We start from the raw sequence: 12,422 nt of genomic DNA, 5'->3' as shown, positions 1-12,422 counted from the left end.
TGATTTTTTATGCTTGAACTGCTGTTTCTGTTGTTGCCCGTTGCTGCCGCATACGGTTGGTACATGGGCCGCAGGAGTGTACAGCAGGACAAACAGGATGAAGCCAACCGCCTGTCGCGTGAGTATGTGACGGGCGTGAACTTCCTGCTGTCCAACCAGCAGGACAAAGCCGTCGAACTGTTTCTTGACATGCTCAAGGACGACAGCAACACCTTCGAAGCTCATCTGACGCTGGGTAATCTTTTTCGCTCCCGCGGCGAGGTAGACCGGGCTATCCGCATCCATCAGGCGCTGACTGAAAGCGCCTCCCTCAGTTTTGAACAACGCCTGCTGGCCGTGCAACAGCTGGGACGCGACTATATGACCGCCGGTTTGTATGACCGCGCAGAAGAGATCTTCAATCAACTGGTGGACGAGGATGATTTTCGTCTGACCGCACTCCAGCAACTGTTGCAGATTCATCAGTCGACCAGCGATTGGCAGAATGCGATTGAGACGGCCGAAAAGTTGGTCAAACTCGGGAAAGAACATCTGCGCAGCGAAATTGCACATTTCTACTGTGAGTTAGCGTTGCAGGCGATGGGCAGCGACGATCTTGATAAGGCGATGTCCCTGCTGAAGAAAGCAGCGGCGTCCGATAAGCTTTGCGCTCGAGCGTCCATCATGATGGGACGTATTTACATGGCTCAGCAGCAGTATGCCAAGGCGGTGACGGCTTTGCGGCAGGTGCTGGATCAGGATAAAGATTTCGTAACGGAAACGTTGCCGATGCTTCAGGAGTGTTATCAACACCTGAACCAACCGCTGGAGTGGGCGACATTCCTGAAACGCTGCGTTGAGGAAAATACCGGCGCTACCGCCGACTTAATGCTGGCGGATATTCTGGAGAACGAAGAAGGGGCTGAAGTGGCGCAGGTCTATATTAACCGCCAGCTACAGCGACACCCCACTATGCGAGTTTTCCACCGGCTAATGGATTTCCACCTGAGCGAAGCCGAAGAAGGGCGCGCCAAAGATAGCCTGATGGTGTTGCGTGACATGGTGGGGGAGCAAATTCGGACCAAGCCGCGTTACAGCTGCCATAAGTGCGGCTTCGCCTCACAATCCCTTTACTGGCACTGTCCGTCCTGCCGCTCCTGGGCCACGATCAAGCCGATACGCGGGTTGGACGGCCAATAATTTCCCGCCCGCGCCGAGTTGGTTGCCTATCCCGCTAAATAGTTACAACATCCTTTTTCTCTTCTCGAACATGCGTGTCACACGCCGGCATCGATGCGTCTCGGCTCAGCAGCCACTGGGATTTGGTGGGCGGGGCATGTAGAATGCGGCGGAAATTAACGCTTAGTCTCGTGTCGGTGGGAGNCCATTTGCGCCGTTCGTCGAGTTGTCGTGCGGCCTCTTTCTCCCCGCGACGTTGAATCCACATCGATACCTCGGGGATAACGCCAGTGAAAGGCCAAAACGTAACGCAGAAACAGACTTCCCACTCCTCGCCGATTATTGTTGCCCTTGATTATGCCAGCCAGCGCGATGCTTATGAATTTGTTGACCGCATCGACCCGCAGCGCTGCCGGTTAAAAGTCGGCAAAGAGATGTTTACGTTGTTCGGGCCACAACTGGTCAACGATTTACAACAGCGCGGCTTCGAGGTGTTTCTCGATTTGAAATTCCACGATATTCCCAATACGACGGCGCGTGCGGTTGCCGCCGCGGCGGAATTGGGCGTGTGGATGGTCAATGTACATGCCAGTGGCGGCGCGCGCATGATGCAGGCGGCAAAAGAGGCATTGATGCCCTACGGGGCTGATGCGCCCTTGCTGATTGCCGTCACGGTGCTGACCAGCATGGATGAGGACGATCTGCGCGGGTTGGGGATCACGCTGTCTCCGGCAGAGCAGGCCGAACGGCTGGCGGTGCTCACGCAGCAATGCGGGCTGGACGGCGTGGTCTGTTCGGCGCACGAGGCGGAGCGTCTTAAACAGCGCTGCGGCGCGGCTTTTCAGCTGGTGACGCCGGGGATTCGTCCGGCAGGCAGTGCGGCTGGCGACCAGCGCAGAATCATGACCCCAGAGCAGGCGAAGTTGGCCGGCGTCGACTACATGGTGATTGGCCGCCCGATTACCCAGTCGGCCGATCCGGCGCAAACACTGAATGCGATTCTGGCGACGTTAGGAGAATAAATATGAGTTATCGTGATGACAACCCGCTGGTGTATTCAACGGATAGCGGACGCATTGCGGAGAAAACCGCCCCTGTAGAGCGTCCAAAAGGCGATGGCATCGTGCGTATACAGCGCCAGACGAGTGGTCGTAAAGGTAAGGGCGTGTGTGTGATCACCGGCATCGACCTTGATGATGACGCATTGCAAAAACTGGCGGCCGAGATGAAGAAAAAGTGCGGCTGCGGCGGGTCACTCAAAGATGGCGTAATCGAAATTCAGGGCGATAAACGAGACGTGCTGAAACAGCTGCTGGAAGCGAAAGGAATGAAGGTGAAGCTGGCGGGGGGATAACCGCGGGCAAGACAGACATGGGCAGGTCCGGTAACGGAAACCTGCCCATAATAATTATCTTTTGACTTCGTGGCCGATGACGCCGCCGAGCGCCGCGCCACCTAACGTGCCGAGTGTACTGCCGCCGGTGAGAACGGATCCGCCTACGGCGCCTACGCCTGCGCCGATAGCCGTATTGCGATCGCGTTTAGACATATTGGAACAACCGGTCAGGCTTCCTGCCATGACTACCGCAAGTACCGTCACTGCCAATGCCTTATTTACTCTCATGGTCTTCTCCTGTTGATGCCGTCTTAGGTGAAATCAACGATTTGTCACCGTTGCCCATAAGAAATAGGGTGATGGCATCATTCTGTAAAATTAACTACAACTTACTCACGCTTTGTTACCTGAGGCGCAGTATAAATGTCGGCAAGAATTGCGATAGGTAAAAACTCTTAATTCTAGTTATCCCATCGTTCACTTTATGCCACTGNCCTGCCCGCCGATGTTCCTCGCGGTATCTCGCTATTGCTTCTTGCTTGGACAGGGGCCAGTCCCCATGAGTCGGCAACGATGACGGCGCCGACAAATCACTGCGGGCATTACGGAGAATCGCCCTTGCATCGTGGAGTCGCATCGACAGGTTTACCTTGTGTTGTCGCCGTTCAGAGGGCGGACACGCTTTGCCTTATTCAAGACATAAGCATAAAAATAGCTAATGAATTTGACGGGGAGAAGGGAAGCTGGTGGGTGCTCGGAATAAATAAACCCGCTGTGACAGCGGGTTTAATATTTAGAAAGAACAATGTCCCCCTTTATGATGGGACCCTGTTCCGCCATGAGGATGCTGTCCTTTAGGGCAGGCGAATGCTGATGTAGACAGTGTGCCAATAACGGCGATTAACAATAATGCTGCGATCTTTTTCATAATTTTTCCTTTCTAAGATTGCTGTGAAAATGTGCAACCCCAGTCTACGTCGCATAAGCAAGGTAGGTAAGCCTGATATTTGATCAGTAAATAATATTTAACCTTAAAATGACGGCGTGAGGCTTTAACGCTGTAAGACGCGGAGTAGGACGTTGATGGCTGACCTAATGACCACGCAGGGAAATGCGTTCGTTAAACGGGCCTATACGCTGGTTACGATCTTGCGGATGGCGCAGAGGTAGGGCGATAACGAGCGGTTCGTCAGCCGAAGAACGAAGGGAATGAGCTTATCTGGCGGGAGCTGACGCCATCAGGTGGCCCTGATGGCGTCGTAGCGAGTTAGGCTGCCGGTTTGGCGATGATGCTGCGCGTCTCCAGACGCACTTCTTTCAACATCACGTCCAGCTTGTCGCTCTGGCGGTAGACCACCTCACCTTTGATAGTGACGGTTCCGGTTTCTTGACTGCATACCAGTTCGTCGCGGACGGCATGGATGAATGAGGCCGGGATAAATGCCGTTGCGCCGTTGTCCAGCAGACGAACCCTCAGACCGCCGCGCGTGACGTCCATAATCTCGGCGGAGAAACGCGTGTCGGTGCCCGCATGCGCTTTCAGGTAGCGCGCGTACAGCCAATCGCTGACGTCGCGTTCGGCCATACGATTAAGACGACGACGGTCCGCCAACTGAACGGTGACGTCTTCCTGGGGTTTCTCCGCGGCCTGACCGGTGATGATCGCTTTGAGCAGGCGATGGTTGACCATATCGCCGTATTTACGAATGGGCGACGTCCAGGTGGCATAGGCTTCCAACCCCAGACCGAAGTGAGGACCCGGTTCGGTGCTGATTTCGGCAAACGATTGGAAGCGGCGCATACGGCTATCCAGGAACTGGGTCGGCAGGGCATCTAATTGGCGACGCAACACGCAGAAGCCTGGCAGCGTCAGTATCTGCTGCGCATCGGCCTGAATTCCGTTGCTTTCCAGAATGGCGACCGCTTGTTCAACCGTAACCGGATCGAACCCGTTGTGGATGTTGTAAATGCCGAAGCCCAGTTTTTCGCGCAATACGATGGCAGCACAGACGTTAGCGGCGATCATGGCTTCTTCGACGATGCGATTGGCGATACGGCGCGGTTCGACCACGATATCCAGCACTTCACCTTTTTCTCCCAGCAGGAAGCGGTAGTCCGGACGGTCTTTAAACACCAGCGCGTTCGCCGTGCGCCAGGCGCTGCGCAGCTGCGACATCTGGTGCAACAGACGGATCTGGGTAGCGATGGCCTCGCTCTCGGGCTGCCATTCGCCTTTCTCTTCTAGCCAGTCGGACACTTCGTCGTAAACCAGCTTGGCGCGGGACTTGATCCAGGCGGCGAAAAAGTGGATGTCGCTCATCGCGCCATCCGCGGCCAATGTGACGCGGCAGGCCATCACCGGACGGCGTTCCTGCGGGCGCAAAGAGCAGATATCGTCCGACAGGTGACGCGGTAACATCGGGATGTTAAAACCGGGCAGGTAGTTGGTGAAAGCGCGTTTGCGGGCGACCGCGTCCAGCTCGCTGTCGGCGGGGACATACGCGGTCGGATCGGCGATCGCTACCGTCATTTCCAACGTCCCGTCGCCGTTGTCGCGGACATACAATGCGTCATCCATATCTTCGGTACTGGCGCTATCAATGGTGACAAAGTCCAGAGCGGTTAAATCTTCTCGCGTCAGTGCGCCATCATTCAGCTCAGCGGCGTCATTCTCCGGCGCGCTACGCTCCAGGTTATGACGTGACAACGTCACCCACCATGGCACCAGCGGATCGTCGCCGGTAGTAATGTATTCGGTGATTTCCGCATGGAAATTACGGTCGCCTTTGAGCGGGTGGCGACGCATCTCCGCAACCACCCAATCGCCATCCTGAATCTCGTGGTCCAGTTGACGTGCGACACGGCAGCTGATCGCATCTTTCAGCAACGGATGGTCGGGGGTGATTGACAGGCGGTCGTCTTTTTTCTGGACGCGTCCCACGAAACGGGTCAGGAACGGTTCGATCAGGGATTCCGGTTCGGCGATTTCACGATCTTTTTCCGTATGCAGCGTCGCAACGATACGGTCGCCGTGCATCACTTTTTTCATGTGCGGCGGTGGGATGAAGTAGCTCTTCTGTGCGTCGGCTTCAAGAAAACCAAATCCCTTATCGGTGCCTTTTACGACGCCTTCTACACGTGGCGTCTTAGAGTGGAGTTGCTGTTTAAGCTGTGCAAGCAGCGGATTGTCTTGAAACATAGCGTCCAGAAATGCGGTTATAGGTGGCTTTAGCGGCCCACAGTTTTACGCGAATCGTGCCCCGGCGGCAAGCGTTGATCGGAGGCTCCAGCAATATTTGCCGACCGTGACCAAAGGGGGAAAAGAGGGCGTAGCCGGTGGTATAGGGCGCCTACGCGCCTTCGCCGCCGGTGACGCCTTTGATCAGGCTATCCTCTGCTGCGGCGCGACCAAACTTCGAGAGACGCGCACGGGAATCGATTTGGAGGTGGGAGTAAACGTCTGATCGCCATAGCTGGAAAGCGGCACCAGCGGATTGGTTTCCGGGTAGTAGGCGGCCAGATTCCCGCGTGGGATAGCATATTCCACGAGTCGGAATCCGCTGACTTTACGGGTAATGCCGTCATGCCACCACGTTTCAATGTCGACCCGATCGCCGTCTTGAAGTCCCAGCGCAGCGATATCGTCCGGATGCATGAACAACACCTCACGTTGGCCATAAACGCCGCGATAGCGGTCATCCAGTCCGTAAATGGTGGTGTTGTACTGGTCATGGGAGCGCAGGGTTTGCAAGATAAACGGCGCCCGCACGCCGTTTTGTTCGGGGACGATGCTGGCAGGCAGCGGCGTGTTACTGAACATGGCTTTTTTAGCGGGGGTGTTAAAACGTAACTCGGCGGCCGCGTTGCCCAGATAGAAGCCGCCCGGTTGGGCGCAGCGCGGGTTAAAGTTATCAAAGCCCGGCAGCGTCGCGGCGATATGGTCGCGGATCAAATCATAATTGCCCGCCAACGCCAGCCAGTCTACCGGTTCATTGCCCATCACGGTGTGGGCGATACCGGCGACGATAGCCGTCTCGGAACGTTGCTGAGGCGAGAGCGGTTGCCCGACGCCTTCAGAAGCGTGAACCATGCTGAAAGAGTCTTCGACGGTGATGTATTGAGGCCCCGTCGCCTGCACATCCCGGTCTGTCCGTCCCAGCGTCGGCAGAATCAGTGATTCCTGCCGGCCGGTGGTCAGATGGCTGCGATTCAGTTTAGTGCTGATGTAAGCGGTCAGATCGCAGCGGCTGATGGCGTCCGCCGTACGTTCGCTGTCCGGCGCGGCGGCGGCCAGATTGCCGCCCAGCGCAATCAGCACCTTGACTTCATCGCGCAACATCGCTTCGATCGCCTGCACGGTGTTGTGACCGTGCTCACGGGGAGGAGTGAAGTTAAAATGTGCGGCGAGGCTGTCCAACATCGCCGCCGAGGGATTTTCATCAATCCCCATCGTCCGATTGCCCTGTACGTTGCTGTGACCGCGAACAGGGCACAGTCCCGCGCCCGGTTTGCCCAATTGACCAAACAGCAACTGCAGATTGACGATCTCTCGTACGGTCGCCACCGAGTGTTTGTGCTGGGTGATGCCCATCGCCCAGGTGCAAATGACCCGCGGGGAGTTCAGGTAAAGCTCGGCGACGTGGCGAAGCTGCGCTTCGCTCAGGCCAGATTGTTCGACGATATGCGCCCAACTCGTCGCATCGACCTGCTCAAGATAGGCTTCCGCTCCATCAGTGTGGCTGTCGATAAACGCCTGATCGAAGATGCCGGGTTCGCCGGCGGTCAGACGCTGGCGATGCGTTTCCAACAGCGTTTTGACCAGCCCGCGGACGGCGGCCATATCCCCGCCTAAATTCGGCTGCAGGTAGGTATCGCTGATCGCGCCTGATAGCGGCGTCAGCATCTCTACCGGGTTTTGCGGGTCGGTAAAACGCTCCAGCCCGCGTTCGCGCAGCGTATTGAAGGTGATCACGTGCGCGCCGCGTGCCGCCGCGGCACGTAGGCTGTGCAGCATGCGCGGATGATTGGTGCCGGGGTTCTGGCCGAACACCAAAATGGCGTCAGCATGATTAAAATCATCCAGGCGCACGGTGCCTTTACCGATCCCGATGCTCTGTTTCAGCCCGGTGCCGCTCGCTTCATGGCACATATTGGAACAGTCCGGGAAGTTATTGGTCCCCATCATGCGGCCGAACAGCTGATAGAGATAAGAGACTTCGTTGCTGGCGCGTCCGGACGTATACAGCTCCATCTGATTAGGATTATCCATTCCGTGAATATGATGTGCGATCAGCGCGAATGCCTGTTCCCAAGTGATGGGAACGTAGTGGTCCGTATGGCGATCGTAGCGCATCGGGTGCGTCAGGCGGCCCTGATACTCCAGAAAGTAATCGCTCTGGCGCCGCAGCGTACTCACGCTATGCGCGGCGAAAAATTCGGGTCCGGCCGCTTTGCGCGTGGCTTCCCAGCTCACCGCCTTAGCGCCGTTCTCGCAGAAGCTGAAGGTGCTGTGGTTATCGTCGCCCCAGGCGCAGCCGGGGCAGTCGAATCCGCGCGGTTTGTTGACCCGCATCAAGTTGCGAATGTTTTTGAAGGCTTCTTTGCTGTCCAGAACATAGCGCGTCGTGGCTTCCAGCGAGCCCCAGCCCCCCGCAGCGCGGCGGTAGGGTTTGATTTCTGGTTTGAATTTCATCATAGGATGTGCGGGCCATATTGTTTTTAATATGTGAATGTTTTTTTAAATAATTGCTGTCACACGTTAAGTCTAGGATCGCCAGGCAGGGACGTCTAATCAAATACAGCTATCGCGAGATAGAGGAGGGTTATCGCAAATAAAGTGTGACCGGGTGCAGGGTCTTGCTCTTTTTGTCTAGTTGTATAGACAAATTTTGTTATTTTCCGGCTATTCCTTAATCAGAACGAAAAACAGGAAGGGCGAATAATGAAAGATCTTGGCAATAAGGTTCACGCCTTTGGTAAGGCACTCATGATGCCGATTTCGGTCATCGCCGCCGCCGGGATTTTCCTGGGGTTGGCGGCAGCGATGCAAAACCCGGCCGTTACCGGCGATGCGTTCGCTAATCTGCAAATCCCGCAGCTCATTATTGGTTTTATCCGTCAGGTCGCCGGTGCGCTTTTCGCTAACCTTCCGCTGTTTTTCGCGGTCGCCAGCGCGATAGGTCTGGCGAATGCCGAAAAACCGACGGCGGCCTTTGCCGCCGTCATTGGTTTTCTTTCCATGCACGTCGGCGTGCAGGCGACGCTCACCGCGCAGAATCTGACGCCGGTTACCACCACGGTGGAAGCGTTGACGGCAGGGGGAATGGACCGCACCGCGGCGTTGATGTATGCCGCCGAGTTCACTAAAACGCTGGGCATATTTACCTACAACATGAGCGTGCTGGGCGGGGTGATTGCCGGGGTAGTGACGGTCATGCTGCATAACCGCTTCTACACGATCGAATTGCCGACGGCGATCAGCTTTTTTGGCGGTCGCCGTTTCGTGCCGATTATCACGGTGGTGTGCCTGCCGCTGGTGGGTATCGGTCTGGCGTTGATTTGGCCCACCATTGGCACCGGCATCGCCTGGATCGGGTCGCTAATCGGCCATAGCGGCCAGTACGGCGCGTTCCTCTATGGTTTTTCCGAGCGCATTCTCATCCCCACGGGTCTGCATCATATTCTGAACGAAACCGTGCGCTTCACTCCTATCGGCGGCGTGGCGACGGTGGACAGTCAAACGGTGGTGGGAGCGTTGAATATCTTCAACACCTCGCTGACTCACCCCGGCGCCGTCAGCGACGACGTGATCCGCAACGCCACCCAGTTTCTGGCTCAAGGCAAGATTCCCGTCATGATGTTTGGGCTTCCCGGCGCGGCCCTGGCGATGTATCAGTGCGCCCGTCCTGAGCATAAAGAGCGCGTGAAAGCGCTGATGCTGGCCGGGGGACTGGCGTCTTTCACGACGGGGATCACCGAGCCGCTCGAATTCTGTTTCATTTTCGTTTCGCCTGTCCTGTATCTACTGCATGCCGTGCTTAGCGGCCTGTCTTTCATGCTGATGTCTCTGGCCCACCTCATGATCGGCAATATCCAGGGCGGCGCTATCGACCTGATCGTGTTCGGCGTGCTGGGCGGGCTGAAAACCCACTGGTGGTATGCCGTATTGCTGGGGGTGTTTTACTTCCTGATTTACTACTCCGTGTTCACGTTCGTGATCAGGCGTATGAACGTCGAGACGCCGGGGCGGGAGTCTGAAACAGCGCCGGCGCCTGCGGCCGTGAGCGCCAGCGAACTGACGCAAACCATCATCGACGGACTGGGCGGGCAGAGCAATATCGCAGAAGTGGACTGCTGCTTTACCCGGCTGCGCGTGCAGGTGAAAGACATCAACCTGGTCGTAGATAAAACCCTGATGACGACGGGCGCGAATGGCGTCAAACGCGTGAATGAACACAACGTTCAGGTTATCTACGGGCCGAAAGTGGAAAAAATCGCCACCGACGTCAAAGCGGCGCTGGGCGTCACGGCGTAATGAAACCTCAACCGGAAAAATGGGAAACAGCTATGACGAAGACATACAGTATTGTGATTGTAGGCGGCGGTTCCACCTGGACACCAGGTTTGCTCAAGGCGCTGTGCAAGCGACAGAACTCGTTTCCCCTCAGACGGGTGGTGATGTATGACATCAACGCCGAGCGTCAGGCGGTGATCGGCGACTTTGCGCGCCTGCTGTTCAGCGAAGAGTATCCGGCGCTGGATTTCTCCTACACGACGGACGTCGATGCGGCGTTTCAGGATGTCGATTTCGTCTTCTGCCAGATGCGTACCGGTGGTTATGCCATGCGTGAGAAAGACGAAAAGATCCCGCTTTCCTTAGGCGTCGTCGGTCAGGAGACCTGCGGGCCGGGAGGATTTGCCTACGGCATGCGTTCCATCGGCGACATGATTGAGCTGGTGGAACAGGTGCGGGCGCGTTCTCCGCAGGCCTGGATTCTGAACTATACCAATCCGGCGGCCATCGTCGCCGACGCCCTGCGCGTCAAATTCCCGTATGACAAACGCATTCTTAATATCTGCGACCAGCCGGTCAATCTGCTGCGATCCTATGCCCGCATGCTGGGCCGCGACGTGAACGAGTTCGAACCGGTCTACTTCGGCCTGAACCACTTTGGCTGGTTTACGCATTTGTACGATCGTGAAGGAGAGGATCTGTTGCCGCAGTTGAAAAAGATCATCCTTAATCAGGGCTTCAAACCGGCGGATGCGGAGCAGCGCGACGCTTCGTGGCTGGAAACCTACGCGGTGGTGGCCGATATGCTGCGCGATTTCCCAGACTATCTGCCCAACACCTACCTGCAATATTACCTCTATCCGGATTACAAGCTCAGCAAGCTGGACCCCAACTTTACCCGCGCCAACGAGGTGATGGCGGGAAGGGAAAAGCGCGTGTTCGATACGTGCCGAAATGCGGTCGCGGCGGGAACGACGAAAGACGCCAGCGTGGTTCACAACGACGCGCACGGCGACATGATTGTCGAGGTCGCCGAATCCATCGCCTACAACCAACATCGCATCTTTGTGGTGATCGTGGAGAACAATGGTCTGGTGAACAATCTGGATGACAGCGCGATGGTGGAAGTGGCGGCGACGCTGGGCATCAACGGCCCGCGGCCTTATGGCGTCGGCAATATTCCCACCTTCTATAAAGGAATGATCGAGCAGCAGTTCGCCTATGAACGCCTGACGATTGAGGCCTGGTTTGAAGGGTCTTACACCAAGGCGTTGCAGGCGCTGACGCTGAATCGGCTGGTGGTGGATGCGAAAAAAGCGCGCAAAGTACTGGATGCGTTGATCGAAGCTAACCAAGGGTATTGGCCCGCGTTGACCTGATTGCGGAAGTGAACAAAAACGACAGGGCTACGGCGTGAATAAAGGCCGCAGCGGCGCGTCGAGGGTAAAGGCATAGCGCCGCTGATTGTAATACACGTTGGAAAGCTCGAAGGGCCGCTCGTCAGCGAAAAAAGCGACGACGCTCGCGCGCAGCACCGGTTCGTCGCGTGCCAGCCCGAGAGCTTCCAGCACATCGACGGAAGGTAGCTCGGCGAAAATCTGCTTATGGCTGCCGACGGCGTCGTAGCCTTTGGATTTAAGGTAAGCGTACTTGGACTGATTCAGATCGTGTTCGCTCAGGTCGGGAAACAGGGACTGAATCATCCAGGATTGCTCATACACAAACGGCGTGCCGTCAATCAACCTCAGGCGCACCATGTAGTGAACCGGCGTCTCTTGGTCTATGCGCAGGGCATGAGCTACCTCGGCGGTGGCGGGTTGCTGAGAAAAATGGCGTAGTTGGTTGACGATCTTGCGCTGCGTGCTGTTGGCGACTTCGCTGGAGGTCAGATGCTGGTCCAGCGGCAGCTGCACCTTTATCCGGGTATCCGGCTGGGCGACGAAGGTGCCTCGTCCGCGATAACGTTCGACCAGTCCTTGTCGCACCAGGTAGTCGACGGCTTTGCGCGCCGTCATGCGCGAAACCTGATATTGCTGACACATTTCCGCTTCGGTGGGGAGTGGGTCGCCGGGTTTCAGCGTGTTGTCATGGATCTGACGGGTCAGGATCTGCTCGATTTGCAGATAAAAAGGAACAAAGGAATGTTTATCAATCATCTTAATTCTTCCCTCCCGTTCGTTTCAGCAGCGTTGATAGTATAGGGGGATAGTTATCTATACAAGTTTTGGCTTTTTTCCTACAAATCCACGATATACCTCAGGGAACCGTGTTTTGAATTCGGGCATCATGCTTCTAAAATGAGCGTGCAAAGAGACCTATTCCTCCCATGTGGTTGTCAGCGTCACTCTCCTTCATGGCGTCATTCATTAGACAGACTCATGCAACACGATTATGACCTGCTGAGAGATGCCTTCG

The 12,422-nt window shown here is 56.3% G+C and carries 9 protein-coding genes; 5 read left to right on the top strand and 4 right to left on the bottom strand.

Going from position 1 to position 12,422, the window contains the following annotated elements; translation table 11 throughout:
- Window positions 1–9 precede the first annotated feature (9 nt).
- The 3 genes from lapB to yciH all read left to right on the top strand — a co-directional run bounded on the left by lapB (window position 10) and on the right by yciH (window position 2,512).
- Window positions 10–1,179: a lipopolysaccharide assembly protein LapB gene (lapB, locus tag RZ35_RS06825; RefSeq protein ID WP_026742630.1), complete on the top strand. Its 1,170-nt coding sequence runs from the start codon at window positions 10–12 to the stop codon at window positions 1,177–1,179.
- Between the two features lie 269 nt (window positions 1,180–1,448).
- Window positions 1,449–2,180, top strand: a complete 732-nt coding sequence (gene pyrF / locus RZ35_RS06820; protein WP_026742629.1) for an orotidine-5'-phosphate decarboxylase — start codon at window positions 1,449–1,451, stop codon at window positions 2,178–2,180.
- 2 nt (window positions 2,181–2,182) lie between these two features.
- On the top strand, window positions 2,183–2,512 hold the full coding sequence (gene yciH, locus RZ35_RS06815; protein ID WP_026742628.1) for a stress response translation initiation inhibitor YciH: 330 nt from the start codon (window positions 2,183–2,185) through the stop codon (window positions 2,510–2,512).
- 54 nt (window positions 2,513–2,566) lie between these two features.
- Here the strand turns inward: yciH and osmB are convergent, their stop codons facing one another.
- The 3 genes from osmB to RZ35_RS06795 all read right to left on the bottom strand — a co-directional run bounded on the left by osmB (window position 2,567) and on the right by RZ35_RS06795 (window position 8,186).
- The gene (gene osmB, locus RZ35_RS06810) at window positions 2,567–2,782 is read right to left on the bottom strand and encodes an osmotically-inducible lipoprotein OsmB (RefSeq protein WP_026742627.1); all 216 of its coding nucleotides are present in this window, start codon (window positions 2,780–2,782) and stop codon (window positions 2,567–2,569) included.
- A gap of 979 nt (window positions 2,783–3,761) precedes the next feature.
- On the bottom strand, window positions 3,762–5,693 hold the full coding sequence (locus RZ35_RS06800; RefSeq protein ID WP_026742625.1) for an exoribonuclease II: 1,932 nt from the start codon (window positions 5,691–5,693) through the stop codon (window positions 3,762–3,764).
- Between the two features lie 183 nt (window positions 5,694–5,876).
- A complete protein-coding gene (locus RZ35_RS06795) occupies window positions 5,877–8,186 on the bottom strand; it encodes an FdhF/YdeP family oxidoreductase (RefSeq protein ID WP_026742624.1) in 2,310 nt (769 codons plus the stop codon).
- A 249-nt stretch (window positions 8,187–8,435) separates the two neighbouring features.
- On the opposite strand from RZ35_RS06795, the gene RZ35_RS06790 reads away from it, so the two are divergent.
- Both RZ35_RS06790 and RZ35_RS06785 read left to right on the top strand, forming a co-directional pair.
- A complete protein-coding gene (locus tag RZ35_RS06790; RefSeq protein WP_026742623.1) occupies window positions 8,436–10,028 on the top strand; it encodes a PTS transporter subunit EIIC in 1,593 nt (530 codons plus the stop codon).
- A 32-nt stretch (window positions 10,029–10,060) separates the two neighbouring features.
- Window positions 10,061–11,386: a 6-phospho-alpha-glucosidase gene (locus tag RZ35_RS06785; RefSeq protein ID WP_026742622.1), complete on the top strand. Its 1,326-nt coding sequence runs from the start codon at window positions 10,061–10,063 to the stop codon at window positions 11,384–11,386.
- Window positions 11,387–11,413: 27 nt separating this feature from the next.
- Here RZ35_RS06785 and RZ35_RS06780 read toward each other — a convergent pair whose 3' ends face one another.
- Window positions 11,414–12,163, bottom strand: a complete 750-nt coding sequence (locus tag RZ35_RS06780; protein WP_026742621.1) for a GntR family transcriptional regulator — start codon at window positions 12,161–12,163, stop codon at window positions 11,414–11,416.
- Window positions 12,164–12,422 lie beyond the last annotated feature (259 nt).

The sequence above is a fragment of the Lonsdalea quercina subsp. quercina genome (genome assembly GCF_000688655.1).
Lineage (GTDB): Bacteria > Pseudomonadota > Gammaproteobacteria > Enterobacterales > Enterobacteriaceae > Lonsdalea > Lonsdalea quercina.
This window is presented reverse-complemented; position numbering and strand designations above follow the sequence as displayed.

Coding starts and splice junctions, on each gene's coding strand:
- lapB (WP_026742630.1), top strand. CDS start 10: ATGCTTGAACTGCTGTTTCTGTTGTTGCCCGTTGCTGCCGCATACGGT.
- yciH (WP_026742628.1), top strand. CDS start 2,183: ATGAGTTATCGTGATGACAACCCGCTGGTGTATTCAACGGATAGCGGA.
- osmB (WP_026742627.1), bottom strand. CDS start 2,782: ATGAGAGTAAATAAGGCATTGGCAGTGACGGTACTTGCGGTAGTCATG.
- RZ35_RS06800 (WP_026742625.1), bottom strand. CDS start 5,693: ATGTTTCAAGACAATCCGCTGCTTGCACAGCTTAAACAGCAACTCCAC.
- RZ35_RS06795 (WP_026742624.1), bottom strand. CDS start 8,186: ATGAAATTCAAACCAGAAATCAAACCCTACCGCCGCGCTGCGGGGGGC.
- RZ35_RS06790 (WP_026742623.1), top strand. CDS start 8,436: ATGAAAGATCTTGGCAATAAGGTTCACGCCTTTGGTAAGGCACTCATG.
- RZ35_RS06785 (WP_026742622.1), top strand. CDS start 10,061: ATGACGAAGACATACAGTATTGTGATTGTAGGCGGCGGTTCCACCTGG.
- RZ35_RS06780 (WP_026742621.1), bottom strand. CDS start 12,163: ATGATTGATAAACATTCCTTTGTTCCTTTTTATCTGCAAATCGAGCAG.